Annotated in this window: 25 protein-coding genes, 1 pseudogene and 1 riboswitch; of the genes and pseudogenes, 13 read left to right on the forward strand and 13 right to left on the reverse strand. The window is 70.7% G+C overall.

All coding sequences use genetic code 11. The annotated features are described in order from the left end of the window. Positions 1-241, forward strand: a 241-nt coding sequence (locus DMB66_RS40220) for a DUF3427 domain-containing protein (RefSeq protein ID WP_125809380.1), incomplete at its 5' end; no start/stop codon positions are given. A 61-nt stretch (positions 242-302) separates the two neighbouring features. Continuing rightward, entirely contained in the window at positions 303-1,127 is an 825-nt protein-coding gene (locus tag DMB66_RS40225) for a DUF1206 domain-containing protein (RefSeq protein ID WP_125809381.1), read from the forward strand. A gap of 3 nt (positions 1,128-1,130) precedes the next feature. Here the strand turns inward: DMB66_RS40225 and DMB66_RS40230 are convergent, their stop codons facing one another. Continuing rightward, positions 1,131-2,675 carry an alpha/beta fold hydrolase gene (locus DMB66_RS40230; protein WP_125809382.1) on the reverse strand — a complete coding sequence of 515 codons (1,545 nt, stop codon included), beginning with the start codon at positions 2,673-2,675 and terminating at the stop codon, positions 1,131-1,133. Between the two features lie 45 nt (positions 2,676-2,720). Then, a complete protein-coding gene (locus DMB66_RS40235; RefSeq protein WP_370320152.1) occupies positions 2,721-4,601 on the reverse strand; it encodes a purple acid phosphatase family protein in 1,881 nt (626 codons plus the stop codon). A gap of 273 nt (positions 4,602-4,874) precedes the next feature. Between DMB66_RS40235 and DMB66_RS40240 the strand changes: the two genes are divergently transcribed. From DMB66_RS40240 to DMB66_RS40280, 9 genes are all read left to right on the forward strand, one after another. After that, positions 4,875-5,669 (forward strand): glycosyltransferase family 2 protein, encoded by a 795-nt coding sequence (locus tag DMB66_RS40240; protein ID WP_125809384.1) that lies wholly within the window; start codon positions 4,875-4,877, stop codon positions 5,667-5,669. Further along, on the forward strand, positions 5,666-6,841 hold the full coding sequence (locus tag DMB66_RS40245; protein WP_125809385.1) for a glycosyltransferase family 4 protein: 1,176 nt from the start codon (positions 5,666-5,668) through the stop codon (positions 6,839-6,841). Before DMB66_RS40240 ends, DMB66_RS40245 begins: the two co-directional genes overlap by 4 nt. Before the next feature lie 2 nt (positions 6,842-6,843). Next, positions 6,844-7,959, forward strand: coding sequence for a glycosyltransferase family 4 protein (locus DMB66_RS40250; RefSeq protein WP_125809386.1), 1,116 nt, complete (start codon positions 6,844-6,846; stop codon positions 7,957-7,959). Beyond that, positions 7,956-9,140, forward strand: coding sequence for a GNAT family N-acetyltransferase (locus DMB66_RS40255; RefSeq protein WP_125809387.1), 1,185 nt, complete (start codon positions 7,956-7,958; stop codon positions 9,138-9,140). The genes DMB66_RS40250 and DMB66_RS40255 overlap by 4 nt, the downstream gene beginning before the upstream one ends. After that, positions 9,137-11,038 carry a hypothetical protein gene (locus tag DMB66_RS40260; RefSeq protein ID WP_125809388.1) on the forward strand — a complete coding sequence of 634 codons (1,902 nt, stop codon included), beginning with the start codon at positions 9,137-9,139 and terminating at the stop codon, positions 11,036-11,038. The genes DMB66_RS40255 and DMB66_RS40260 overlap by 4 nt, the downstream gene beginning before the upstream one ends. Beyond that, a complete protein-coding gene (locus DMB66_RS40265; protein ID WP_125809389.1) occupies positions 11,035-11,769 on the forward strand; it encodes a hypothetical protein in 735 nt (244 codons plus the stop codon). Before DMB66_RS40260 ends, DMB66_RS40265 begins: the two co-directional genes overlap by 4 nt. Next, the gene (locus tag DMB66_RS40270) at positions 11,759-13,039 is read left to right on the forward strand and encodes a lipopolysaccharide biosynthesis protein (protein WP_125809390.1); all 1,281 of its coding nucleotides are present in this window, start codon (positions 11,759-11,761) and stop codon (positions 13,037-13,039) included. The genes DMB66_RS40265 and DMB66_RS40270 overlap by 11 nt, the downstream gene beginning before the upstream one ends. Before the next feature lie 5 nt (positions 13,040-13,044). Beyond that, on the forward strand, positions 13,045-14,223 hold the full coding sequence (locus DMB66_RS40275; protein WP_233625188.1) for a glycosyltransferase family 4 protein: 1,179 nt from the start codon (positions 13,045-13,047) through the stop codon (positions 14,221-14,223). A 62-nt stretch (positions 14,224-14,285) separates the two neighbouring features. After that, the gene (locus tag DMB66_RS40280) at positions 14,286-14,903 is read left to right on the forward strand and encodes a CDP-alcohol phosphatidyltransferase family protein (protein WP_125809392.1); all 618 of its coding nucleotides are present in this window, start codon (positions 14,286-14,288) and stop codon (positions 14,901-14,903) included. A gap of 5 nt (positions 14,904-14,908) precedes the next feature. On the opposite strand, the gene DMB66_RS40285 is transcribed toward DMB66_RS40280, so the two are convergent. The 7 genes from DMB66_RS40285 to DMB66_RS40315 all read right to left on the reverse strand — a co-directional run bounded on the left by DMB66_RS40285 (position 14,909) and on the right by DMB66_RS40315 (position 21,874). Further along, a complete protein-coding gene (locus tag DMB66_RS40285) occupies positions 14,909-16,351 on the reverse strand; it encodes a cellulase family glycosylhydrolase (protein WP_158647529.1) in 1,443 nt (480 codons plus the stop codon). A gap of 134 nt (positions 16,352-16,485) precedes the next feature. Then, positions 16,486-16,917: a response regulator gene (locus DMB66_RS40290; RefSeq protein WP_125809394.1), complete on the reverse strand. Its 432-nt coding sequence runs from the start codon at positions 16,915-16,917 to the stop codon at positions 16,486-16,488. Between the two features lie 143 nt (positions 16,918-17,060). Beyond that, positions 17,061-17,690: a DNA-binding response regulator gene (locus DMB66_RS40295; RefSeq protein ID WP_125809395.1), complete on the reverse strand. Its 630-nt coding sequence runs from the start codon at positions 17,688-17,690 to the stop codon at positions 17,061-17,063. Beyond that, positions 17,687-18,916 (reverse strand): sensor histidine kinase, encoded by a 1,230-nt coding sequence (locus DMB66_RS40300; protein ID WP_125809396.1) that lies wholly within the window; start codon positions 18,914-18,916, stop codon positions 17,687-17,689. Before DMB66_RS40300 ends, DMB66_RS40295 begins: the two co-directional genes overlap by 4 nt. Before the next feature lie 26 nt (positions 18,917-18,942). Further along, positions 18,943-19,746: an ABC transporter permease gene (locus DMB66_RS40305; protein WP_233625186.1), complete on the reverse strand. Its 804-nt coding sequence runs from the start codon at positions 19,744-19,746 to the stop codon at positions 18,943-18,945. Next, entirely contained in the window at positions 19,743-20,693 is a 951-nt protein-coding gene (locus DMB66_RS40310; RefSeq protein ID WP_125809397.1) for an ABC transporter ATP-binding protein, read from the reverse strand. Before DMB66_RS40310 ends, DMB66_RS40305 begins: the two co-directional genes overlap by 4 nt. Then, positions 20,690-21,874 carry a hydrolase gene (locus DMB66_RS40315; RefSeq protein ID WP_125809398.1) on the reverse strand — a complete coding sequence of 395 codons (1,185 nt, stop codon included), beginning with the start codon at positions 21,872-21,874 and terminating at the stop codon, positions 20,690-20,692. Before DMB66_RS40315 ends, DMB66_RS40310 begins: the two co-directional genes overlap by 4 nt. A 103-nt stretch (positions 21,875-21,977) precedes the next feature. Next, a riboswitch (cobalamin riboswitch) is annotated at positions 21,978-22,195 on the forward strand. A gap of 118 nt (positions 22,196-22,313) precedes the next feature. On the opposite strand from DMB66_RS40315, the gene metE reads away from it, so the two are divergent. Beyond that, positions 22,314-24,566 carry a 5-methyltetrahydropteroyltriglutamate--homocysteine S-methyltransferase gene (gene metE / locus DMB66_RS40320; RefSeq protein WP_125809399.1) on the forward strand — a complete coding sequence of 751 codons (2,253 nt, stop codon included), beginning with the start codon at positions 22,314-22,316 and terminating at the stop codon, positions 24,564-24,566. A 146-nt stretch (positions 24,567-24,712) separates the two neighbouring features. On the opposite strand, the gene DMB66_RS40325 is transcribed toward metE, so the two are convergent. Together DMB66_RS40325 and DMB66_RS64475 are read right to left on the reverse strand one after the other, a co-directional pair. After that, positions 24,713-25,093 carry a hypothetical protein gene (locus DMB66_RS40325; protein ID WP_125809400.1) on the reverse strand — a complete coding sequence of 127 codons (381 nt, stop codon included), beginning with the start codon at positions 25,091-25,093 and terminating at the stop codon, positions 24,713-24,715. Continuing rightward, positions 25,090-25,428: a hypothetical protein gene (locus DMB66_RS64475; protein WP_233625187.1), complete on the reverse strand. Its 339-nt coding sequence runs from the start codon at positions 25,426-25,428 to the stop codon at positions 25,090-25,092. The genes DMB66_RS40325 and DMB66_RS64475 overlap by 4 nt, the downstream gene beginning before the upstream one ends. Positions 25,429-25,451: 23 nt before the next feature. Between DMB66_RS64475 and DMB66_RS66175 the strand changes: the two are divergent. Then, positions 25,452-25,535: pseudogene (locus tag DMB66_RS66175) on the forward strand (hypothetical protein); the annotation flags it as partial. A 154-nt stretch (positions 25,536-25,689) separates the two neighbouring features. On the opposite strand, the gene DMB66_RS40335 reads toward DMB66_RS66175, so the two are convergent. Together DMB66_RS40335 and DMB66_RS40340 are read right to left on the reverse strand one after the other, a co-directional pair. Next, entirely contained in the window at positions 25,690-25,953 is a 264-nt protein-coding gene (locus tag DMB66_RS40335; protein ID WP_125809401.1) for a hypothetical protein, read from the reverse strand. Positions 25,954-26,114: 161 nt separating this feature from the next. Next, on the reverse strand, positions 26,115-26,608 hold a 494-nt coding region (locus DMB66_RS40340), incomplete at its 5' end, for a polymorphic toxin type 27 domain-containing protein (protein ID WP_199752904.1).

The following is a 26,608-nucleotide window of genomic DNA, read 5'->3' on the forward strand; positions in this document are numbered from 1 at the left end:
CTCGTCGACGTCCACCACGGGCCAGCGGTACATCAACCACGCCGCGGGCGGCTCCACGGTGCATCTCTTCGTCCGCGAAGTGCGGGATCGGGACGGTGACCTCGGTGTGCCGCCCTACCTGTATGCCGGCCCGATGACCTACGTGTCGCACACCGGCGATCGCCCCATGCGCATCCAATGGCGGCTGCACCACCCGCTACCGGCCGATATCTTCCACGCCGCGCGGGTGATCGCCGCCTGACAAAGCCGGCCCGGCGGTGGGAGCACGTTTCGGGAGGTGGGGTTTCGGTCAAGGCAGGGGTATGTCCTCCCTCCCCTCGCAGGCACACGGCGCGGCCTCGCGGACCGCCAACAGCACCTGGCTGGAGCACCTCACCCGCGGTGGGCTCGTCGGGTACGGCATCATCCACCTCCTCTTCGCCTGGCTCATCCTGCAGATCGCGTTCGACGGGTCGTCGACCGACGGCGACCAGTCCGGCGCCCTGCACAAGCTCGCCGAGGAGCCGTTCGGCGCCTTCCTCATCGTCGTGCTCGTCGTTGGATTGATCGCCATGGCGATGTGGCAGTTGCTTGAGGCAGCCGTCGGCCACCGCGCGGAGCGTGGCCGGCACCGCCTGTTCGAGCGGATCGTCTCCGTCGGCCGCGCCGCCTTCTATCTCTATCTCACCTGGACCGGCATCAAGGTGCTTCGCGGCAAGACCGCGTCCAGCGCCGACACCCAGCAGCAGGCCAGCGAGGATCTGATGGTCTCCGGCGGCGGCCGGATCGCGGTCGGGCTCGTCGGGATCGCGGTCGCCGCGATCGGCGCCGGCCTGGTTGTCTACGGCGTGCGGAAGAAGTTCGAGAAGCACCTCAAGACGAGCCAGATGACCGCGCGGATGCGCCTGCTCAGCCGTCGGCTCGGCGTCGCCGGCTATGCCGCCAAGGGCACCGCGTACGCGATCGCCGGGGTGTTGTTCCTGGTCGCGGCGGTCCAGTACGACGCCGACAAGGCTCGCGGGCTCGACGCCACGCTGAACGTCCTGTCCCAGCAGAGTTACGGCCCCTGGCTGCTGGCGGTCACCGCCCTCGGCATCGCCGCGTACGGCTTGTTCTCGATCGTCCAGGCCCGCTACCGCAAGGTGTGACGCCTAGCCGGGCATCGGCGCGTCGCGGCAGATGGTTCCGGCCGGCGGGACGGTCACCCGCAGCAGGTATTCATACATGTACGCCTCGGCGCAGGCGCTCTTGCGACGCGCCGTGTGGCCCTCGCCGTCCCAGGTGAGCAGGTGACCGTTCGCCAGGATGCGGGCCAGCGCGACCGAGTCCGCGTACGGCGTGTCCGGGTCACCGGTGTTGCCGACGATGAGGATCGGCGCCGAGCCGTGCGCCCGGTACGACCCGGTGTAGCGGCTGTGCCGGGCGGCGGGCCACTGCAGGCAGGCCGGCGCGTGCGTCTGGTCGTAGGCGGGCGGCCCGTAGGCCATGCCCGGCCCGGTGAGCGGGAAGTCCGCAGCGGCCCTCGCCAGCCGGGTGCGCAACTCGTGTGGGCTGCGCGGATAGATCCGGTCGGCGCATTCCACCGCTACGTTCACCGCGTTGAACGCCGCGTCGGACTGGGTGATGGCGTACATCAGCGGGCCGGTGCGGGTCTCCGCGAGGTGCAGGTTCGTTCCGAGCGTCGCCCACTGTCGGGTGCCGCTGTTCAGGCGAAACGTCAGCTCGGACAGCATCGTGGCGCCGTTGACGGCGACCGCACCGGCGGCGTCCCGGATCGGGTTCGCGGTGAGCGAGTCCAGGATGGTGTGCACCTTCGCCGCCAGGTCGGCTGTTGTCGGCGCCGGGCTGCCGGCCGCGAACGCGCACTGGCCCGGGGTCGCCGCGCACCACCCGAGGAAGCGGTACATCGCGTCCTCGGTCGACTTGTACTGGCCGTAGTCGTATGCGTACGGGTCATTGGCGTACTTTTCCGGGTCGTAGCCGGAGTCCAGGATCAACGCCCGGGTGCGCTCCGGGAACATGCTCGCGTAGACGGTGCCGACGTACGAGGCGTACGACCCACCGAAGTACGTCAGCTTCGAATCGCCGACCGCCGCCCGCAACAGGTCGAGGTCCCGCGCCTGAGATTTGGTGCCGACGTACGGCAGCAGGCCCCCGGAGTGCGCCTGGCAAGCGGCGGCCCATTCCTTCGCGAGCCGCACGGCCGTGCCGAGGGACTGCGGGCCGGGCCGGGTTGCCACCTGCGCCCATTGTGCCCGGTACGCCGGCCCGGCGAGGCAGTTCACCGGCTGGCTGCGCCGGACGCCGCGGGGGTCGAAGCCGACGATGTCGAACCGGTCGCGGATCTCCGGGGACGCCGAGGTCGCGAACGTCTGGACCCAGTCCCAGCCGGAGCTGCCCGGCCCACCGGCGTAGATGAACAACGTGCCGATCCTGGTGGCCGGGACGGCGGCCGGCCAGCGTCGCAGTTGCAGCGTGAGCTGCGTGCCGGCCGGACGGCGGTAGTCGAGGGGCACCTGCGCGGGCGTGCACTGATAGCCGCCGTCGCCGCAGTCGGCCCAGTCCAGCGTCGGCACCGCCACGCCGGGCAGGCCGCCGGCCGGCGGGTCGGTGGCCGCGTGCGCCGCGCTCGCGCCGAGCAGCACCACCGAGGCCGCTGCTACCAGGTAGGCCAAGGCCCCACAACGACGATTCATGCCTGAAACATACCGAAACGGCGCGTTTCTGCCTGATGAATGCCGTTATTCCTCTCCGGGCTCAGGGACGGCGCCGTGGCCCGCGGTGCGCGCCAGGGTGATCCGGTCGATCTCCTTGTAGGGCCGCTTGCTGCCCGGCAGCGCGTCGGCGAGGCTGCGCACCGTCAGCGTGGTGCGGGCACCCCGGGCGGCGGGCACGACATCGACGGCGATGAACGCATAGTCGTCGTAGCGGACCTGGGACCAGTCGATCACCTCGGGTATCCGGGTGCCGCCCGGGTGGCCGGCCGGCCTGATCTTGATCGGTTCCGTCGCCCACACATAGCTGTTGACGATGTTCTCGGTGTTGTTCTCGACCGCGTTCGGACCGCCGGGCGGCCGATAGCCGCGGTAGCGCTGCCCCGCGGGCAGCATCTGCGGTCCGGCCGGCGTGACGTCCGGCGGGGGCGGCGCGCTCGGGCCGGGCGCCTGGCGGAACGGGTAGCGCGGTCGGCCGCCCGAGCCGACGCAGAGGTACGTGACGCCGTCCTTGGCCGGATGGATCGTCGAGCCGTCCGGCGCGGACCGGGTCCGCTTGCCGTACCGGATCGGGTCGGTGCGTTCGAGCAGGTGATTGTGGCCCTGCACGACCAGGTCCACCTCGTACCGGCTGAACAGCGGATCGAGCGCGTCGCGCACCCCACCGTCGGAGGCGTGGTTGTCCGTCGTCGAGTACGCGCAGTGGTGCAGGAACGCGACGATGAAGTCGATGTCCTTCGCCCGCTCCGCCTCGGTCCGCCACTCCCGCAGCGTGCGTTTGAGCCAGCTCAGCTGGGCACCGCCGGAATAGCCGGTGTTGGTCTGCAACTCGGCGGAGAGGTCGTTGGCGTCGATGGAGATCACGCCGATGTTGCCGTAGCCGAACCGGTACACCGACGGGCACGTCTTCGGGCCGTTCGCCGGGAAGTCGAGGCGCCCGACGAGGCCGCCGTACCCGTGGGTGGGGCTGTCGCCGAGGAACTTGGTGTCGCCGTAGATCGGCTCCATGTCGTGGTTGCCGGTGGCGAACATCCACGGGGTATAGGCGGCCAGCGGCTCGATCTGCTGGAGAAAGACGTCCCAGACGTACGGGTTGTAGAGGTTCTTGCCCTTCGGCGCGATCCGGGTGAGCGCCGTCGTGTCGTCGGCGGGCAGGCCCGATCCGGACGGGTTGGCATAGCAGATGTCCCCGGCCAGCAACGTGAAGACGGGGCGCTGCGTGGCCATGAGCATGGTCTGGGTCAGCGCGGGACGCTGGTCGGTGCCATGCGGTCCGGCGACCGGATCGTCCGGCAGGTACGCATTGTCGTCGAAGACGCCCGCCGGCCAGGTGCCGCCGGCGGCGACGACGGACGAGGGGTTCTGCCCCCAGGCATACCGCGGGTCGGTGGGTGCGGTGTTGGTGCCGACGTCGGCGAAGGCGGTGAAGGTGAACGGGGGCGGCACCGCGGAGCCACGAGCCGCGGCGGTGGTGAAGTGCGCGTCACCGCTGACGGTGCCGTCGGAAAGCCGGATCCGGTAGTGGTAGACCGTGCCGGGGAGCAGCCCGTCGACGGTCGCCTTGAGGTAGAACTGGCTCCCGATCGGGCCGCCGGGGATCGCGTACTGACCGACCAGGTGCTCGATGGCGGCCTCGACCCGGCTGCCGTACTGGCCCGGCGCGGCGCCGACGTCGACGAACGCCCGCAGCTTTCGTGGCAGGGCGCCGGTCTTGCTCACCAGTTGCGCCGTCACGGCCATCGCCGGCCGCAGCACGCCGTCGGCTCGCGGCACGAACGACAGATGCCGGCCGGACACCACCACCCCGGCTCGGCCCGCTTTCCCGCCGCCTGCGGCGAAGGCTGCGTCGGCGAGCTGGAACTGGGCGTACGCGTAACCGCCGGCGCCCGCCATGACGGCTTTCAGCATGGAGCGGCGGCTGACGCGCTGCCGAGCGAGTTCCTTCACGTTCTCGGCAACGCACTCATCGATCGTGACAGGACGGCTACTCCTCGAAGGCATCACGCCGCCATCTTGGTGACGCCTGGGGCCGCCGCGGGTCGTACACGCCGGGCAAACCGGGAAAACCTGGGCGCATCTCTCGGTGGCTTTTGCGCGGACTCCATCACGGGCACGGACGATCTCCCCTAGCTTTGGCCAGGTTCGACCACGAGGAGCAGCCGCGATCATGAGAGGTAGTCCATGCTGGGATTTGGCGCACGACCTACCGAAGTCGGTGCGGCGAAACCGGTTTCGCCGCCCAAGGTATCGGTCGTCATGCCGACGCTGAACGAGGCGAAGAATCTGCCGCATGTGCTGCCCCTGCTGCCCGCCGTGGACGAACTGATCATCGTGGACGGCGGCTCGGTCGACGACACCCTGGCGGTCGCCAGGCGACTCCGGCCCAAGGCCGTCGTCGTCGGACAGAACCGCAAGGGCAAGGGCAACGCCCTGGCCTGCGGATTCGCGGCGGCCACCGGCGACATCATCGTCATGATCGACGCGGACGGGTCGACCGATCCGCGCGAGATCCCGCGGTTCGTCGCGCAACTGACCGGCGGCGCCGACTTCGCCAAGGGCAGCCGGTTCGCCGACGGCGGCGGCAGCGCAGACATCACGCGGCTGCGCCGGCTGGGCAACCGCTGCCTGAGCGCGCTGGTGAACCGCCTCTTCAAGACCACGTACAGCGATCTCTGTTACGGCTACAACGCGTTCTGGTCACACTGCCTGCCGGTCTTCGCCCTCGACAGCACCAGCCCGGCTCCCGCGGGTGGCCGGCTCTGGGGAGACGGCTTCGAGATCGAAACGCTGCTCACCGTCCGGGCGGCGCGGGCGGAGCTGCGGACGGTCGAGGTCCCGAGCCATGAGCATCCGCGGATCCACGGCGCCAGCAACCTGAACGCCGTGACCGACGGCATCCGGGTGTTGCGCACCATCGTCCGTGAACTGCGCCGGCCGGCCGCCGAGGTTCCGCTCCCGCGTTCCGCGGCGCGATGAAGGCTCGCATCATGGTGGTCGGCTCGGGCTGGCAGTTCACGAGTGGAATCTCGTACTACACCTGCCGGCTGAGCAACGAACTCGCCAAGGAACACGCGGTGGCCGCCGTCCTGATGCGACGGCTCGTGCCGAGGCAGGTATATCCCGGCCGGGCCCGGGTGGGTGTGCCGGTCAACTCCGCGCTGGATTATGCGGCCGGGATCCCGGTGTACGACGGCGTGGATTGGCACTGGGGCGGTTCGCTGCTGAAGGCCCTGCGTTTCCTGCGCGAATTCCGGCCGCAAGTGGTCGTGTTTCAGTGGTGGACGGGCGCGGTGTTGCACTCCTACAACGTGCTCGCCGCCCAGGCCCGCCGGCTCGGCGCTCGCGTCGTGTTCGAGTTCCACGAGGTGCAGGACACCGGCGAGGTCCGGGTCCCGCTGGTGCGCCACTATGTCCGGCGTGGCCTGCCCCGGCTGCTGCGGCAATGCGACGGCTTCGTCGTACACAGCGAATTCGATCGGAAAGCCCTGCACGACGCCTACCGCCTGCCCGAGGTGCCCACCGCGGTCGTGCCGCACGGTCCCTACGACCACCATCGCGGAGTCCCCAGACCTGCCCGGCGGAGCGGAGCGCCGATCCGGCTGCTGTACTTCGGCACGATCCGGCCCTACAAGGGTCTCGAAGACCTGGTGGCCGCGTTCGAGATGCTCCGCTCCCGCCGTACCCGGGACTTCCGCCTGAAGGTCGTCGGTGAGACGTGGGAGCAGTGGGATCTGCCGCTGGAGATGATCCGTAGGTCGCCCCACGCGGACGGCGTCCAGGTGATCAACCGGTACGTGGACGACCGCGAGGTGACGGCCGCCTTTGCGCAGGCGGACATCGTCGTGCTCCCGTACCGTCGCTCGTCCTCCTCCGGTCCGCTGCACATCGCCATGGCGCACGGGCTGCCCACGGTGGTGACGGCGGTGGGCGGTCTGGTCGAGGCGACGCGGGACTACGCCGGGGCGGTGCTCGTCGAGCCGGACGACCCGGTGGCGCTGGCCGAGGGCATCGTCGCCGCGACCACGCTGATCGGGCGCACCTTCGCCGACGCCAGATCCTGGGATGACACCCGGCAGGCGATGCGGTCCCTGCTGAGCGGCTTCGGGCTGGTCCCCGGCGCGCCGATCGCCGCGCCGGCGGGGAGTTGACGATGCGGATCGCCCTGGTCTGCAAGAGGTATCCGCCGCACACCGGGGGCGTCGAGGAACACGTCAGCGCGCTCGCCGCCGAATACGTCAAGCGCGGTGACCAGGTCTCGGTGCTGACCTACGGGACCGCGCCCCGGCTCACCGAGGAGTGCCTCGGCGGCGTGCGGGTCCGCCGCTTCGCGCTCTCCGTCACGGCGCCGAACTTCGAGTACTCGCGGTCGATGGCGGGCTTCCTCGGCACCTCGCTGGCGGAGTTCGACGTGGTGCACGCGCACAGCTATCACGCGCTTCCGGCGCTGTCCGCGGCCCTGGCCCGGCCGCGGGCGCTGGTCTTCACCCCGCATTACCACGGCACCGGGCATTCGCGGCTGCGCAGCGCCCTGCACCACGTCTACCGGCCGGCGGGGCGAAAGATCATCGACGCCGCGCGGCGCATCATCTGTGTCACCCGGGCGGAACGGGACACGCTGCTGGGGCACTTTCCCCGGGCGGCGGAGAAGGCGGTGGTCGTACCCAATGGCACCCGGCGGCCGGCCGCCGCGAGCTCGGCCGCGGCCGACCGGCTGATCGCCGAGGTCCGGCCGACCGACGTCATAACGGTCGGCCGCCTCGAGAGTTATAAGGGTGTGGATCATGCGATTGCCTCGCTGAGCGGCCTGCCGGGTCACGTCCGTCTGCACGTCGTCGGCGAGGGTCCCGGCCGATCCGCCGCCGAGGCGCAAGCCTCGCGGGCCGGACTCGCCGGGCGGGTGTTCTTCCACGGCCGGCTGCCGCGGCAGAGCCTGGACCGGGCCGTCGCGCGCTGCGGGGCGGTGCTCTGCCTGAGCCGGCACGAGGCGTTCGGCCTGGTCCTCGCCGAGGCGCTGGTGGCCGGCGCCAGGGTCGTCGCCTCGGACATCCCGGCGCATCGCAGCGTGGTGGCCGACGCCGGGGCGAGCCGGCTGGTGGCCTTCTGGGGCGGGCGGCGTGCCGACCTCGCCGCGGTGATCGCGGCCACGCTGGCGCGGCCCGCGGCGGGGCAGCCGGTGAGCATGCCCGGCTGGGCCGACGTCGCCGAGCGGACCCGGGCGTTGTACACCGAGGCCCGGGCGGGCTCGGCGGTGAGCGCGGCCCGATGACAATCGTGAAGGCCACGGAGTTCACCGCGGCGCCGCGGCTGTCCGTGCGCTGCGTACGAGCGATCGACATCGCCGACGACGAATACGCGGCCTGGCAGCGCCTCTACGAGGGATCCCGCACCACCAATCCGTTCCTGCACCCCGCCTGGACGCTCGCCGCCATCCGCAACCGCGGCGGTCGCGCCGAGCTCTGGCTGGTGCACGTCCACGCCGGTGAGGAACTGGTCGCGGTCGCCGCGCTCGAGTCGGCGCCGCTGATCAGTGGGCTGCCCGGCGTACGGGTCCTCCGGATCGCCGGTTCGCACGACTACAGCGGCCTGCTCGAGGTGCCGGGCATTCTCGCCATGCCCCGGTACGCCCGCCGCGCCCTGCGCGCCATCGTCGATTACCTGGCTTCCCGGGGCGACGAGTGGTCGTGGTGGCACGTCCCGCTGGGCGAGCACACGTCGTGGTTCGAGCCCGACTGGCTGCCCGCCGGCCGGGGCTTCGTCGTCTCGGAACGGCTGGTCCGTGCCGAGGTCGTGCTCGACGTCACCGACGACCGGTTGCGGAGCCGAAACCTGCGCGAGAGCGTGCGGCGGGCGAAGAACAGGCTGACTCGCGACTTCGGTACGGACTGGGCCGTCACCCGGGTCGTGGAGCGGCACCAACTGGGCGTCTCCCTGGACAACCTGGTCCGGCTGCACCGGGAACGGAGCCGGCTGGCCGGACGCGTGAGCCACGAGGATCGCATCGCCACGGCGGCGGTCCGCGGCTTCCTCGGCGATGTCGTGGCCTGCCAGGCGGATCGCGGGGCCGTCAGCTGCTATGAACTGCGGGCGCGGGGCGCGCCGATCGCGCAGCTGCTGACCTTTCACGCGCCGGCGTCCACCTACTGCAGCGTGTCGGGCCTCACGGCGACGGCCTGGCAGTATTCGCCGACGACCCTGCTGCAGTGGCATGCCTACCAGGACACCCTGCTCGACGGGCGGCGTTCCTTCAGCCTGTCGACCGGGCCGGATCAGGCCAAGCTGCGGTGGAGCCGGGACATCCGGGTCCACCCGGAGTTCGTGGTGGTCGCGCCGCGCCGGCGGGCCCGGGTCGCGTTCGCCCTGTACTCGCAGGCCTCGCAGGCGGCGCGGCTGCTCGGCGACAACCGCCGGCAGCTCGCGCGGAGATCCGTCGCCGAGGCCGCGGCATGACGACACTCACCCACGGGCCGCCGCCCGGCGAGACGACGGCTGGGCAGGAGCGTGACGACGCGACGGCGCATCGGTGGCCCGGCCTGCTGCCGATCGCGGCCTCCACCCTGGCCGGAGTCGCCGGCCTGGCGCTGGTCTGGTGGTCCTACCGGCTCGCCTTTCACGAAGGCGGCCTGCACTATCCGGTCTTCTGGGCCGGCTGCCTGGTGGCGTGCCTGCCGATGGCGGCCCGGGCCTGCGCCCGGCTGCTCCCGGCGTGGGAACGGCTGACGCACGTCGTGCTGCTGTCCACGTTCCTGATGGGCCCGAAACTGCTCCGTACGCCGGACCGCCCGCTGTATCACGACGAGTACGCCCACCTCGTGCAGGCCGAGAACCTGGCCCAGTCCGGGCGGCTCTTCGCCGACAACTGGCTGGTGCCGGTCATCAAGTCCTATCCCGGTCTGCACACGGTCACCGCGTTCCTGATCGACCTGTCCGGCGTCCCCTCGTGGCGGGCCGGGCAGCTGCTCATCCTGCTGACCCACGTCCTCACCGCGGTGGGCACCTACGCGGTGGCCGCCGAGTTGTGGCGCTCGCACCGGGCCGGTGCCGTGGGCGCGTGTGTCTACATGCTGAACGCCGGCTACATGTACTTCGACAGCCAGTTCTCCTACGAGGGCATGGCGCTCGCGCTGTTCGTGTGGATCGGCTACCTGTCGGTCCGGATGCTGCGCTGCGCGGAGCGATCGGCGGCCTGGCGGCTCGCCCCGGTGGCCGGGCTGCTCGGCGCGGCGCTGGTGACGACCCATCACCTGACGGCGATCGGCACGGTGGTGCTGCTGCTCGTTTCCGGCCTGTCCACGGCCGTCCTGCCCCGGGCCCGGAGCGCCTGCCGGGCCGGGCTGGTGCCGATGCTGGTCACCACCGGCGGCATCACGGCCCTGCTGCTGGTGTGGTTGCTGGCGGTGTCCCCGTACACGTTGCGGTATCTCTCCCCGTACCTGGGCACGGGTCTGCGGCAGCTCGCCGGCATCGTCGCTACCGGCTCCGGCGGGCGCGAGCTGTACGCCGCCAGCACCACACCCGGCTACGAACGGGCGGCGGCCTTCCTGTCGTTCGCGGTGCTGGGTGCCGTGGCCGTCGCCCACCTCGTCAGGTCCCGCTGGCTCCGCGACGACGCGCGCGACGGCGCCCGCCTCGGCTGGGTGCTGTACGGCGGCCTCTACTTCCTCTCCGTACCCCTGATCCTGAGCCCGATGGGCGCGGAAGCGTCCCGGCGCACCTGGGCCTTCACCTTCCTCGGCGTGAGCGTGATCGCCGCGGGGCTCTTCGCCGGGCCGCCGCGGGCGCGATCCTGGCCCCGGGGGGCGGCAGCGGCCCTGGCCTTCGTCATCGTGCTGGTCGGCAACGTGTCGGCGGGCCAGAACGAGTACTACCGCTTTCCGGGGCGGATCGTGTTCGGCACCGACACCCGGGACGTGAGCAGCGAGAGCCTGGCGCTCGCCGAATGGCTCCGGGGTGTGGTGCCGCCCGGCCGGCGCGTCGCGACGGACCGCTTCAACGGCCTCCAGCTCGCCTACACCGGCGGCCTGGACATCGTGCGCGCGACCGACCGGCTGCCCTACTGGGAGCTCTACCTGGAATCCCTGCCGCCCAGCCCACGGCTGGCGGACGAGATGCGGCGCCTCGACGTCGCCTATCTGGTGCTGGACAAGCGAATGACCCGGGCCCTTCCGGTACTGGGCGTCTACTTCCAGCCCGACGAGGCGTTCACGCTGGCCGAACCGCTGGCCCCGGAACAGCTCGACCGGTACTACGACCAGCCCTGGGCATCGATCATCCTCGACAGCACGTCGGTGCGGGTCGTACGGATCGATCTCGACCTGTTCGTCGCTTCCTCGCGGAGCGCGCGATGAGCCGGCACCGGCACGTGGGCCTGGTCTGCGCCGCGTCGGCGTTCGTGCTGCTCGGGTCCTGGGCCGGCGGCGCGCTGGGCTTGCTCGTCCTGCCGGTCGCACTGACGGTTCCGGGCTATCTCGCCGTCGCGTCCGTGCCGGATCGCCACGGGGTCGCCCGGTTCACCGGCTGGCTCGCGGTGCCGGTCAGCCTCGCCATGATCGTGGTCCTCAGCCTGGTGAGCCGGCTGGTGTTCGGCTCGTACCGGGCGTGGGCGGTGGCGGGCCTGCTGGCCGGCTGCGCGATCGTCCTGGGCCGCCGGCTGGATCGCGCGGCGGTGGCGCTGCCGCGGGTCGATCGCCGCCTCGTGGTCGCCGGCCTGGCCGTCACCGTGCTCGGCGCGGCGGCCTTCGCCCTCACCGCGATCGGGTCCGTGATCCCGGACGAGCCCTACCTCCAGGTGCGGTTCACCAGCAGCGCGGCCCCGCTCGGCGGTGCCGAGGGGCGGGTGATCGGCATCGACATCGTCAACCACACCGCGGAGCGGTCCGAGGTCGTCGTGGAGGCGAAATGGGGTGGGTGGCTCTCCGGCCCCGCGACCAGGGTGGTGCCCCCGGCCGGGACCATGACCTCGACCATCCGGTTGCCGGCCGCCGTGCCGTGCCGGGGCACCATCGAGGTCATCGTCACCTCCGCCGGCGGGCACTCGTCGCGGATGCTGACCCGGGAGGTCCGGCCCGGTGACTGCTGACCTGCTGGACCGCGTCTGGTCCGACAGCCTGATCCGCAACGCGATCCAGCTGATGTCGACGACGGCCGCCACCGCCGGCCTCGGCTACGTCTTCTGGCTGCTCGCGGCCCGGCTGGTGACGCCCGAGGAACTCGGCCTCGGTGCCGCGATCACCGCGGTGGCCACCGCAGTCTCGGTGTCGGTTCACCTCGGCGGCGGGATGCTGCTGGTGGAACGCCTGCCCCGGCACGAGGGCACCGCCGGCTGGTGGTCCCGGCTGCTGGCCCTGGCCGTGGTCGAAGTGGTCGCCACCGTCGCGGTCGCGGCCGTCGCGGTGCTGGTGCTCAGCGACGGCACCGCGTTCAGGGGCGCCTTCGCCGCTCCGCTGAACGTCTTCGTCTTCGTCCTCGGCACCTGCGCGTGGACCGGCACGAACGTCCTGTCCTACGCGTTCATCTCGCTGCGCCGATCCGGCCGTGGTCTCCTGCTCAACGTCGCCGTCAGCTCGGCGAAGCTCCTGATCTTCGGCCTCCTGACGGTCTCGGGTCACGACGCGTTCAGCGTGTTCACCAGTTGGGCCCTCGCCGGGACGGCCGGGGTCGTCGTCGGCACAGCGCTGCTGCCCTGGTGGTGGGGCGGCGTGAGCCGGCCGGACCTGGCGCGCAGCCGGCCCGCCGTACGGCGGGAGGTCGCGGCGAGCTTCTGCTGGCATCATCTGACCAGTTGCGCGGGTGTCCTGGTGCCGCTGCTGCTGCCGGTCATCGTGGTGATGCGGATCTCCGCCGCGGACAACGCGTACTTCTACACCACGTGGATGGTCGGCGGCATCCTCCTCACGGTGAGCCAGTCGGTGTCGTCGTCGCTGTTCGCCGAGGGCTCCTGGTCGGCCACGGAGATCCGGCGCAAGATGGTCACCGCGATCCGCCTGACCGCGGCGATCCTGGTGGTTCCGGTCGCCGTCGTGCTCGCCGCCGGTGGAGAGATCCTCCGCATCTTCGGGCCCGGTTTCGCCGAGCACGGGACTGTGCTGCTGCTGACCCTGGTGGTCGCCGCGGTGCCGGACGCCGTCACCAGCCTCGCGGTCGCCGTGTTGCGGGTCTACCGGCAGGTCCGGTTCGCCGCCGGCCTCAACGCGGCGATGTCGGTGCTCACCCTGGCCGGCGCCTGGTTCCTGCTGCCCGCGACCGGGATCGTCGGCGCCGGGCTGGCATTCCTGGTGGCCCAGGCGCTCGGCGCCGTCGCGGTCATGCCGTTCCTGCTCTCCTTCCGCGGCGCGGCGGTGCGGAGTTGAAGCGGGTGTTGCTCGTCTCGGACATGTATCCGCCGTTCACCGGTGGCCTCGAGGCCCACGTCCAGCGCCTCGGCCGCCACCTCGTCCGGCGTGGCCACCAGGTCATGGTCGTGACGGTGCGCCATCCGGCGCACGCCTACGCCCAGGACGATGTCGAGGTGGTCGGCAGCGGGCTGCTCCTGGACGCGATACCCGGCCTCTACCGCGCGGGGCGGCCGTTCCATCCGCCGTGGGCCGACCGCCGGTTCCGGAGCACGCTGCTGTCCAGCATCGCGAGGTTCCGGCCCGACGTCATTCACGCGCATGGCTGGTCGCTGTTCTCGGCGGTCTCGGCGGGCCGCCGGGCCGACGTGCCCGTGGTGGCCACGCTGCACGACTATGGCCTGCTCTGCCCGGTGAAGTCGTTGTCCTGCGGTGGCCGGCGCTGTGTCGCCACAGCTGGCCTGTGCTGCGTGCGCTGTGCCGACTGTCCACAAGGACCGCTGCGGCGAGGCGGGCTGGCCCTGGCCCTGCGGGCAACCGTGCCCGCGGCCGTCCGGGGTGTCTCCCGGCTGATCGCCGTGAGCACCTGCGTCGCCGACGAGCACTTGCGGGCCGGCGTCGGTGACCCCGATCTGCTGCGGGTGATCCCCAACTTCGTCGATCTCGAGGACGGGGTGCGCGGCCCGGTGCCCGGCTCCGGCCGGGTGCTGTTCGTCGGGCCGCCGGATCGGCACAAGGGCAGGTCCGTCCTGGAGCGGGCATTCGCACTCGACTGCCTGAAGACCCGCGAGCTGCGGCTGGTCGGCGACCCGGCCGCCAGATCCCGCGGCAACGTGGTGGCGGTCGGCCGGAAAGCCGGCGGGGCGCTCTGGCGGGAGTTCCGGGACTCCTCGATCGTGGCGCTGCCGGGTGTCTGGATGGACCCCTGTCCGACCGTCGCCCTGGAAGCGATGGCGTTGGGCCGGCCGGTCGTGGGGTCGGGAATCGGCGGGCTCCGGGACATCGTCGAGGACGGGGTCACCGGGCTGCTGGTGCCGCCCGCCGATCCGGTCCGGCTCGCCGCGGCCCTCGCGGGCCTGAGCGCGGATCACGACCGGATGGTCCGCTTCGGCGCGGCCGCCCGGGCGCGCGTGCGATCCCACTTCAGCGCGGATGCGGTACTCCCGCAGCTGGAGTCGATCTACGGGGAGGCAGTGCGCTGACCCGGATCGCCCTCAAACCCGATGAGTCCTGGTGGGTCGTCGTCGCCATCGACCCGCTCGCGGTGCGCATCCTGCCGTTCCTGCTGCGCTTCCGGAGCATCACGCCGGACCTGCTCACCGGGGTGGCCCTCGCGCTCGGGGTCGGCGCGGCGCTGAGCGCCTTCCTGGGCCACGCCCGCCTGGGCGCCCTGCTGTTCGAGGTGCGGTTCCTGGTGGATTGCCTCGACGGCAAGGTGGCCCGGGTCAGGGGCACCGGCTCGCCGTTCGGCGCCTTCTTCGACCGGGCGGCGGACCTGGTGGGAGTGGGTCTCAGCTACTGCGCGCTCGGCTACCTGGCGGCGACGACCGTACCGGGATTCCAGCGGTTCACCCTGCTGCCCGCCCTGCTGTGCACCTTCGCGGCGGCCGCGGAGTTCCTGCTGGCCTCCGCGAAGGCCCGGGCCGGTCGGCCCGGGCCTTCGGCAGTGCAGTCCTCGGCCTGGGGGCGGTGGTGCTCGTCCCACCGGCTCGCCACCCGGCCGTGGACCGTCGAGGCCGAGACGCTCGCGCTGTTCCTCGTGCCGCTGCTGGTGCCGGGCTGGGCCTGGGCGGGCCTGCTGATCGCCGTCGTCTTCTACTCGCTGGCGTCCCTGCACGACCTGGTGCTGGCTGGAATCACCCTCAAAAGAGCGGCCGCGTGATGTCCTCAGGCGACCGAGAGCGCCACGTCGTCGAACCAGACGGTGCCGCTGTTGTCGCCGGACTTGAGGTGGATCTGCAGGCACGCGGCGTTGGCCGGCGCCTTGGCATCGGCCTTGAGCAGGGTCCACGCGCTGTTACCGGCGGCCACCTGGGCGGAGGAATTCTGGCCGAGATAGCTGCCGGCGGCGTCGAACCAGCTCAGGGCGAGCTGGCTGATCCCGGTCGCGGCGACACCGCGCGCCCACACCTCGCCGTGCCAGGCCTGGCCGGCCTTCACCGGCACCATGGGCGAGACCTTGACGCTGGGTAGCGCCGACGCGGAGCGGGATGTGCCCTTGAAGAAGATCGCACCGCTACCGGTACGGGCGCCGGTGCCGGTCCAGGTCGCGGTGCCGAACTGTGGCGAGAAGGCCTGCCAGGGCCCGATGCTCCCGTTGTCGAAGCCCAGGTTCAGCAGCGAGTTGCCCAGCGGCTGGCCCGCCCAGCCGGACTTGACGACGGCGGCGGCCGCCTTCGCCGTGCCGTCGGTCCGGTAGAGCCCGTAGCCGTACTCGTCCAGGGACATGCTCGTCGGGACCCCGGCACGCGTGAAGTCGTTGAGGGTCCACGGCGCTACCGAGGCGATGCCCAGCGACCGCGCCGCGTTGAAGACCCGGCCCAGGTAGGCGGCCTGCTCACCCTCGTTGCTCGCGGTGCTGCTGCGGCCGACCTCGCCGATCACCAGCGTGGCCGGTGCGGCGATGGTCTTGGCCTGGGACAACTCGGAGTACGCGGTGGCCGAGTCGCTGTAGTAGTGGTAGTCGTAGTAGTCCGGCGGAGTCGGGGCCAGGGCGGCCTTCAGCCTCGCGAAACCCTCGAGCTTCTTCGAGCCGGGGGTGGTGACGGTGATCGGCGTGCCCGGCACGACCTTGCGCAGCACCGGAATCATGGCGCGGGCCCAGCGCATCTCCGCCGCGTCGTCCGGGTTCATCTCGTTCTTGAGCTCGACGGAGACCAGCCGGGCGTCCGACTGGTAGGGCTGCAACAGCGCCGTAGCCCACTGGGTGCTCTTCTCAACCTCGTCGTAGCGGCCCCACCAGTCGAAGAGCGTGAGCTTGACGGTGAGTCTGTTCGCCCCGGCCATCGTGAGGAACTGCGCCAGCCGGCCGGCGTAGGTCGCGGTCGGCGTCGGCCAGCCGAAGGTGTCCGGGAAGACGATCACCCGGATGCTGGTGGCGCCCAGCGCGGCGGCCCGCGCCAGATCGGCGTTGATCTGCGCCGGCTTCCAGTCCGACCACATGTACGACCACCCGGCCTGGGCCGGGTAGTAGTTGAGCTGCTTGGCAGTCGACACGGTCGCAAGGTTGCGGGCCAGCTTCGCCGCCACGGTCGACGAGGTCGTGGCCTTCGCCGCGGCCGGGGCCGGCCCGGCGGCTCCGGACACCATGCAGCCCAGCAACGCGACCATCGTCAAGCCATACCGCAATACTCGGGCTGCCATCCACAACGCCTCTCCTGGTCCGACTGGATACCAGGAACTTCGGCGCGCTCAGGCGCGAGGGCGGTTGATGGGAAGGTGCCAGGGGGTAGCGGTCTCCTTCGCTACCCGGCGCGGGGGGCCGGCGCGGCGGCCAGCGGGCACGGCGATCGGTCACCGCGGTGCTCATGCGGACCGGCGTCGATCAATGCCTGTACGGCGCTGACGAGCTCGGCGCCGGCGAACGGTTTGAGCCACACCCCGCACGCGTGCGCGTCGGCGGCGCGTGGATCGCCGTGCTGCAGCGAGCCACTGAGGATGCCGACCGGCACGTCGGTGAGGTCGGGGTCGGCGCGGATCGCCTGGCACAGTTCCAGCCCGTTCATGCCGGGCATGTCCAGGTCGGTCACCACCACGTCGGGCTGCCGCTCGCGGGCGGCCCGCAGCGCGGCCAAGCCGTCGCTGGCGGCCCACGCGGTGAACCCGGCTCGGGTGAACATCCTGGTCAGCACGTGCCTGACATCGGCGTTGTCCTCGGCGATGAGAACCACAGCCATGACCGAACTACCTTCCCTCGCGACGACTTGGGGAGTCATGGACCATGATTCGCCGCCCGCGTCCGCCGTTTCGGCCCAATCGCCAGAGTGCATCCGATCGGTGTCCCGAATCACCTCATTCAGGATATTTAGCCGAGAAACGGCTAGATCCAGCCGCGGCTGCGGGCGATGCGGGCCGCCTCGTGCCGGTTGGCGGCGCCCACCTTGCCGACCGCCGACGAGAGGTAGTTGCGGACGGTGCCCGGTGTCAGGGCGACCCGGCTCGCGATCTCCTCCACCGGCGCGCCCTCCGCGGCCAGTTCCAGCACCTTGGCCTCGCGCGGGGTCAGCGGGCTGTCCCCGGCGCTGATCGCCTCCGCGGCGAGCTGGGGGTCGATGTACCGGCCGCCGGCATGGACGGTGCGCACCACGGTGGCCAGGACCTCGACCGAGACCGTCTTGGGCAGGAAGCCGCGTACGCCGTTCGTGAGCGCCCGCTTCAGGTGCCCGGGCAGGCCGTGGCTGGTGACGATCATCGTCCGGCAGGTGGGCAGCTCGTCGTGCAGCGTCTTCGCCACCGTCACGCCGTCGAGGTCGGGCATCTGCAGGTCGAGGACCGCGACGTCGGGCCGGAGCGCCCGGGCCATGGCCAGCGCCTCGGCGCCGGTGGCCGCCTGCGCCACCACGACCAGGTCGGCCTCCATCGTCAGCAGCGCCGCCATGGCGCCCCGGATGAGGTGTTCGTCGTCGGCGAGCAGGATGCGAATCGGCGCGGCGGCCGGCTCCGGGGTCACGCTGGGCCTTCCTCGTCGGCGGTCGGGGGGAGCGGCAGGCGTGCCGTGAGGCGGAACCCGTCGGGACGCCGGCGCTCGGCGACGACCTCGCCGCCCAACCCGGCGATCCGTTCGGCCAGCCCGATGAGTCCACTGCCGAAGCGCACCCGATCGCCGATGGCGGCCGGCCCGCCGGCCACCCCGTCGTTCTCCAGCGTGAGCGCGATGGCATCGCCGGACGGCACGCGCAGCGTGATGGTGCAGGTGCGCGCCTCGCTGTGGCGCAGCACGTTGGTCGTACCCTCGCGGACCACCCAGCCGAGCGTGCCCTGAATCTCGGCGGGCAGGCCGCTTCCGTCGCCGATCACCCGGCACTCGATGCCCGCCGAGGCCAGCAGCGACCGGGCGCCGGCCAGCTCGACGTCCAGGTCGGCCGTGCGATATCCGCCCACCACCGCCCGCAACTCGACCAGCGAGTCCTGCGCGATCCGGCGCACCTCCAGCATCTCGTCGATGGCCTCGTCCCGGCCGCGCTTGGCCAGCTGCGCGGCCAGCTCGGCCTTGAGGGCGACCGTCGACAGCGTACGGCCGACCACATCGTGCAGGTCCCGGGCGAAGCGCAGCCGTTCCTCGGCGACGGCGAGGCTGGCCTGCACCTGGCGAGACCGGTCGAGCTCCCAGACCACGCCCAGCATCCAGACCGAGACGCGGAAGGCGAACGTCAGCAAGGTGATCGCGGCGGCCAGCCCGACGGCCGACGCCGCCGGGGAGGACGCGCCCTGCGCGGCGGACAGCGAATACGTCGCCGCACACGCCACCGCGCCGGCCGCGAGCATCGCCCGCGGGCGCACGGTGGCCGACAACCCGATCATCAACGACACGACCAGGACGAGCAGGATGCCGTTGGCCGGGCCGTCCGGCATGCCGGGGGTGGCGTTGGGAAAGGCCAGGACGGCCGCCGCCGTCCCCGCCAGAGTCGCCGCGACGCTCGCCGCGAGCAGGCGGGCCGGCAGCGGTCGCCGCCCCAGATAGTGCTCCAGGCCGGCCCGGACGAGCAGCAGGCAGAGGACGGTGTGCGCGGTGATCAGCACGGCCAGCACCCAGGCGGCCGTCATACTCACCTCGGCAGCGATGCCGAGCCAGACCAGGAGCGGCACCGCCACGAGGTTGACGTAGAAGGTGGCGCGGACGCACAGGTCGAACCGGGCAGCCTGGCTGCGCGAGCGCCACCACGCCATCGCCTTCATCTCCGCGTCACCCTCTTCCCGCCCGGCTATCGCCGGGGCTCCCACCGGAACCACCGCCGGACGGCGGCCACACCGAGCGCCGCCCACAACGCGAGGGTCATCGCCGGCGCGGTGGCCGCGCCGAGCACTCCGACGAAGTCCCTCGGGACGCCCTCTCCGGTTGTGCCCAGCCAGCCTAGGCGCATCAGTTCCACGGCCGGCGTCAACGGCAGGAGCCGCACGATGTCGGCGGCCGGCCCGGGCAGCAGTTCCAGGGGGACCACCAGCCCCGAGCCGAGCATGCAGACGACGAGCACCGGCAACGTGGTGATCTGAGCCAGCTCGACGGTGCGGGTGAACGCCGAGGAGGCCACGGCGAGGATGACGAACACACCCACCCCACCCATCGCCCCGAGGATCAGCACCGGCGCGTTGACGGGCACCGGCAGGCCCAGGAGCGCCGCGCCCGCCACGACGAACAGCACGATCTGCGCGGCCGCGATGGCGATCGCCGGGCTGGCGGTGCCGGCGAGGATCTCCAAGTCGGTGACCTCGCCGACCCGCAGCCGTTTCAGCACCAGTTCCTCGCGCCGGGCCACGTACGTGGTCACCAGGTTGTAATACACGACGCTGATCAGCACGAAGCCGAGCATCCCGGTCGTCAGGAGCGCGTTGCCGCGCAGTTCGCCGTCCCGGGCGGCGTCGCTGTCCATGGTCGCCCCGGCGACCGCGCCCATGATCAGCACGGGCACCAGCAGCGCGTTGAACAGCGCCGTCCGGTTGCGCCAGAACAGCAGCAACTCGGCCCGGCCGATGGAACGGGTCCTCCTCATCGCAGCTACACCGCTCACGCTGACACCTCCATCGGGGATTCGTCGGCGGCGATCGACAGGAACGCCTCCTCCAGCGATGCCGACCTGGCGTCCAGCCCGTGCAGGTCGACGCCGCGCTCGGCGGCCCACGCCAGCAGCACGGTCAACGTCGGCTGCAGCGCGTGCGTGTGGACGGTGACCGCCCCATCCGCTCCGGCGGCGCCAACCTCCAGCCGGCTGGCGCCGGGAAAGGCCGGCAGCCGTCCGGGCGGCACCCCGTCGGGCAGCACGAACCGGACCCGGGCCGGATACGCGGCGACCACCTCGGCCAGCGAGCCGGCCGCCACGATCACGCCGCGGTGCATGATGGCGAGGCGGTCGGCCAACTCCTGCGCCTCCTCCAGATAGTGCGTGGTCAGGAGCACGGTGACGCCGTCGAGCAGCAGGCCGCGGATCAGCTGCCGGGTGTTGCGCCGGCTCTCCGGGTCCAGCCCGGTGGTGGGCTCGTCGAGGAAGAGGACCTCCGGCCGGCCCAGGATCGCGAGCGCCAGGTCGACCCGCCGGCGTTCGCCGCCGGAGAGCTGCTTGACCCGTACGGACGCCCGGTGCTCCAGATCGACCAGGGCCAGCGCCTCGGCGACCGGGCGGGGATCGGTGAGTGTGCCGGCCCACATGCGTACGGTCTCGGCGACGGTGAGATCCGGCGGGAAGCCACCCTCCTGCAGCATCACGCCGATGCGCGGGCGCACGGTGGCCCGCCGGGTGAACGGGTCGTGGCCGAGGACCCGGACGGATCCGCCGTTCGGCCGGTCGAGCCCCTCGACGATCTCCAGGGTCGAGGTCTTACCGGCGCCGTTCGTCCCGAGCAGCGCGAACAACTCGCCCCGCTCGACGGAGAACGACACCCCCCGTACGGCCTCGAACCCCTGCGCGCCGCCATAGCGGCGGCTCAGCCCGCGTACCTCGATGACTGCCTGACTGGTCATGGCGTAAACCGCATCTCCGGGTATCGCCGGGACGGCCCGGCGAGCAGGTGGCCGTTGCCGTTGCGCAGGTACCGATCGAAGAACGCCAGGACGTACGCGCGCTGCACGGTGATCGAACGCGAGCCGTCGATCGTCCCGTACCCCGGCACCAGGTCCTCGGCCGGAATGCCGATCTGCGGCAGCAGCACCTGAAAGTCGGTGAACGACATGTGCCCCGAGCCGGCCAGCTGCAGGTCGTAGCGGGGGCCACGCAGGCGCGGCCAGATCGCGAGCCACGTCTCGTCGTCGGCGCGACCGTGGCCGTCCGAACTCATCAGCGCGAACGGCCGGCGCAGCCCGGCGGCGACAACCGCGCCGGAGAGGGTGCCGTCCAGGTTGATGCCGGCCCTGACCCGCGGGTCCTCGTGCATCGTCTCGGCGGCGGTCGCACCGCCGAGCGAGTGGCCGAACATCCCGACCCGGGCCAGGTCCAGCGCACCCTTCAGGCCGCGTGGCAGCCGGCGCCGCTCCTCGTCCGGGTTGTGGCCCCGGTTGATCGCGGCCAGCCGGTCGAGCGTGAAACGGGTGTCGGCGACCCGGGCCTCGCGTGCGGTGTCGATGACCTGTTCGCCGTCGTCGTCGGGCCCGGTCGGCGGCGGGACGGCGTGGGTCGCGATCCGGCCGCCGGGAAACTCGACCAGCTGCGCGTCGTGGGTGTGGTCGATCGTGACCACGATGTAGCCGCGGCTCGCCAGCTCCTCGACGAGCGCGGTGCTGGCGGTGCGCTCCAGCCCGAAGCCCGGCGAGTACAGCACGACCGGGTGGCGGCCCGGCCGGACCGGGGCGTCCGCGTACGCGTGGGTCACCGGCAGGATGACCGGCGAGCCGGGCGGATTGATCCGCTCGGCCACCCCCGGCGACACCCAGGGCGCCCGCGGATGCCGGCGGACGTCGCTCGCCGGATACCAGAGCTGGACCATGATCTCGCGGGCCCGCTCGCTCGACACCCACGGATCCGGCCGCGACCGGTCGACCAGGTGCAGCGACACCGTACCGATGCGTTCGGGGCCGGTGGGCCGGGGCAGGACCAGCTGGGTGGCCGGCTCACCCGCGGCCCGGACGGGCGCGGGCAGCACGGGCGAGGGCGCGGCGGTGGACAGGGCTAAAACCGAGGTCAAGGCGATAGCAAGTGCGCTACTCATGCATTTGAGTCTTCGGGCCCGGCGGCCGCCGCCGTAGTGCCGGCGCGCACCGGTTCCCATGCACAATTACCGCCCCACCGATGACAAATGTCATGACCGTTCTACGATGGCGGGCAGTGCTGGTTCACCCCGCTTCGCGGTGGGGTGTCGTAAGAGGGAACCCGGTGTGAGACCGGGACTGCCCCGCAGCGGTGAGCAGGAACGACCGCCGTCATACGCACTGGGTGTGTGAGCGCCTGGGAAGCGACGGCCAGTAGGTGACCGGAGACCTTCCGGTCGTGCCCGCGAGTCCGAAGACCTGCCCGCACCGCGTACGCAGCACTGCGTGCGCCGCCGACGGCCCCTCGGGAGGGCTCGGGCGAGACCACGGTGCTGTTGTCGTCGTGGCCTTCCCGCACCCTCGCGTGACCCGTCGGGCACTTCGAGGGAAGGACGCCCCATGACCACCACCGGATTCGGGCAGAGCACCGTGCTCGGCTATCCCCGCATCGGCAGCAACCGGGAGCTCAAACACGCCGTCGAGGCGTACTGGGGCGGCCGCATCGACGCCGCCGCCCTGGAGCGGACGGCCGCCGCACTGCGCACCGACGTCTGGCGCACCCTGCGGGACGCCCGCCTGGACGCGATCCCGTCCAACACGTTCTCCTACTACGACCACGTCCTGGACACGGCCGTCGCGGTCGGTGCGATCCCGGACCGGTTCGCCCGGCTCGGCCTGTCCGAATTGGACACCTACTTCGCGATGGCCCGCGGGGCGCAGGCCCAGCCGGCGCTCGAGCTGACGAAGTGGTTCGACACCAACTACCACTACCTCGTGCCGGAGATCGCCGACGAGACCGTCTTCCGGGCCCGGCCGGAGCAGGCGCTGCGGGAGTTCGCGCAGGCGGCGGCGCTCGGCATCACCACCCGCCCGGTCCTGGTCGGCCCGGCCACGTTCCTGCTGCTGGCCAAGCCGGCCGAGGCCGCGGGCAACCCGTTCGACCGGCTCGGCGAGCTTACCGACGCGTACGCCGGGATCCTCGGCGCGCTCGCCGACGCCGGGGTGCCGTGGGTGCAGCTCGACGAGCCCGCGTACGTCGCCGACCGTACCCCGGCGGAGATCGACGCCCTGAGAGCCGTCTACCACCGCCTCGGCGGGCTTGACCGGCGGCCGCGGATCTTCGTCGCGACCTACTTCGGTGAGCTCGGCGACGCCCTGCCCGCCCTGCTCGACACCCCGGTCGAGGCGCTCGGCCTCGACCTGGTCGCCGGACCCGGCAACCTGGCCCGGCTCGCCGCGGCCGGACCGTTGCGGGGCAGAACGATCGTCGCCGGGCTGGTCGACGGGCACAACGTCTGGCGCACCGACCTGCGCGCCGCCGTGGCCGTCGGTGCGACCCTCACCGGTCTCGCCGACAACGTCTCGGTGTCCAGCTCCTGCTCGCTGCTGCACGTGCCGGTCGACCTGGCGGCCGAGACCAGCCTCGCGCCGGCGCTGCGGGAACGGCTCGCCTTCGCCCGGCAGAAGGTCGACGAGGTCGTCCTGCTCGGCCGCGCCCTGCGCGACGGCGTCGCGGCGCTGCCCGCCCCGCTGCCCGCGCCACCCGCGCACTGGCGTGACACCTCCGTCCGGGCCCGGCTGGATGCGCTCCATCCGGCGCAGCTGCGGCGCGGCGACTACGCCGAACGAGCGCGGGCACAACAGGCGCGGCTGCACCTGCCGGCGTTGCCGACCACGACGATCGGATCGTTCCCGCAGACCGACGACCTACGCAAGGCCCGCGCCGCCCGGCGCGCCGGAACCCTGGACGACGCCGGCTACACCGAGCGGATGCGCGCCGAAGTAGCGCACGTGATCAGGCTGCAGGAAGACCTCGGCCTGGACGTGCTCGTGCACGGCGAACCGGAACGCAACGACATGGTCCAGTACTTCGGCGAACAGCTCGGCGGCTTCGCCGCGACCGAGCAGGGCTGGGTGCAGTCCTACGGCTCACGATGCGTACGCCCGCCGATCATCCACGGCGACGTCACCCGCGAGCACCCGATGACCGTCGAGTGGTCCACCTACGCCCAATCGCTGACCAACCGCCCGGTCAAGGGCATGCTCACCGGCCCGGTCACGATCCTGGCCTGGTCATTCGTCCGCACCGACCAGCCACTGGCCGATACCGCGAACCAGGTCGCGCTCGCCCTGCGCGACGAATGCCGCGACCTGGAGGCGGCCGGAATCCGAATCATCCAGGTCGACGAGCCCGCCCTACGCGAAACCCTGCCCCTGCGCACCGCCGATCAAAAGGCCTACCTGGACTGGGCGATCGGCGCATTCCGGCTCGCCACCAGCGGCGTCGCCGACAGCACCCAGATCCACACCCACCTGTGCTACTCCGAGTTCGGCGAGATCATCACCGCAATCGACGCACTCGACGCGGATGTCACGAGCATCGAAGCCTCCCGCTCCAAGATGGAGGTCCTGGACGACCTGCGGGCGATCGGCTACGGCCGCGGCGTCGGGCCTGGGGTGTGGGACATCCACTCGCCGCGGGTCCCGTCGCAGGACGAGGTCGTCGAGGCGGTGCGCCGGGCTGTCGCGGCCGTGCCTGCCCGACGGCTCTGGGTCAATCCGGACTGCGGCCTCAAGACCCGGGGTTACACCGAGGTCGAGGCGTCCCTGAAGCACCTGGTCGCTGCCGCCGCCGAGGTCCGCGGAAGCTGACCCGCGGGGTGGGATGCCTCAGGTGGGCATCCCACCCCGGTCGTCAGCCGTTCTTCGTCGGCTGCTGTCCTCGGGACACAACGAGGTGCTGCCGGTTTGGGTGCTGGACCCACTTTCACTTCCCGGCATCGTCCCACTTCGATGATTCACTCACTTTGATCATCCTTCAACACTTCTCCATGCGCTGCACACAACTCGATAATCTTCGCAATGCGCTTCGAACGCGCCCGGGGGAGCGTCAGCAGCTTGACCGAACCGACATCGACATAGGTGGTAAATGTTCGTTTGTTCATAACCGCGATCAGCGCACACAGGACTCGGCCGGAGCTGAGTCTGTAGATCGACGTGGGAACCACGAATATCTCATCGATCTTAGTCCTGTTATCTGTGAACCACCCCAGGTTGCCGCGACGACCATCGGGCCTCGATCGTGCTTCACGAATGAGATCCTCGGCACGAACCGGACTCACCCGAACGACACGGCGCTCCGCCAATGGCCGCAAAAGCCGCTCCAGGAACGACGTCATCGCTTCGGGAATCCTTTGACAAAGATCGGTGTGTCGAAATTGATCTTTTTATGAAGTGGGTCAGCTGCCCGCTTCAGCAACTCCGCCATTCGGTGGTTGCCTTCAACCATGTAGTTGTCTCCGTCGTGGTAATTCATGAAAGTCCTGAACTCGTCGTCCGGTGCAAATACGGCTTCGAGCAGACCATCGTCATCCAGGCTGTCCAAGGGCCCCTTCTTCATGGGGTCCGGTATCCAATTGTCACCGTCATCGACCATATCGTGCCCGATGCCTTTCAGATCCTGCACCGTTCCGTTCGCAGCGGGCCGCGGCGGCGGCGGCTTCTTCCCGAACATGCGATCGAAGAAATCCGGACTGCGGCCTCAAGACCCGGGGTTACGCCGAGGTCGAGGCGTCACTGAAGCACCTGGTCGCTGCCGCCGCCGAGGTCCGCGGAAGCTGACCACTAGCGGGGGCAGGATGCCCGTTGTGGGCATCCCGTCCTCCGGTCGTCCTAAGCGGCGTCCAGGGGTTGCCGATGATGGCGTCGCGGAGTGCGGAGGTCGCGGCGGTCTTCCAACACACCAACCCGGCCATTCAGGACGCGAATCTCTACCCTAATCAATGCTCCCCCACTCCATTTCATCGACTGGCGGCCAAGGCTGCCCGAAGTCGAAGAGCGAGGGATCATCCACAGCCCTGTCCGCCTGACGCCAAGACGGCTGTCCCGAAACCACGAAATTGGCCGGAGTGCCGCTGGCCACTATGTAAATGTACTCACGGTCATCTTGGGAAATTCCAAATCGCGCGCCCAGATCATCCTGCTCATCCTGCGAAGCACAACGCAAAGCAACACCACGCAGAATCGGCTGGAGCGCCACATACGAGACGTTACCGAAGTACAGTTCTATCCTTCGAGCGCCATCCGCAATGGTTCCCGGATCACTCCGCAATATCAACTGCCGATGTGTTGGATTAAAGCTTGAGAACCGAAAAATCCGACTCGATCTAAATTCACGCATACCGCTCACCGACTCTCGGCTCAGCCGAAGGGATTTGCAAGGTCAACCTTTTGCTCCTGCCAGAACCAATCGATTGACGACCAGTCACGGTTCCCCAATCGCACAGCCCTACCTACAGTAGCAAGCTCCCAAGCGGTTCCGTTTCCCCTCCCTGCGCCAAGCTTCCAGTCCGCTACCATCGGCAATCCGCGTGCATAATTCGCGCTGAACGCTTCTTCCGCCGAACCAGCAACAGTCCTGCCACCGGCACCAAAAAGCCCATCCAATGAGAATGAGATTCTGATATTGCCGCTGCGTGCGACCGTACTGATGCCTTCCATCCACAGCGGCCTACCACTCGCGGTATTTGTCCCAGACCATGCCGGTCCATTAAATGTGTGCCCACCGACAGCGGATGCAAGGTCATCAGAATGTGGATTCACGCCCATGCAAACATTGCTACAGCCATCCGTGTCAACGTAATCGACTCCGCCCGTACTACTCTTACCGCAATTGTGGGTGAGAACCGATGCAT

Source organism: Actinoplanes sp. ATCC 53533 (assembly GCF_003947245.1).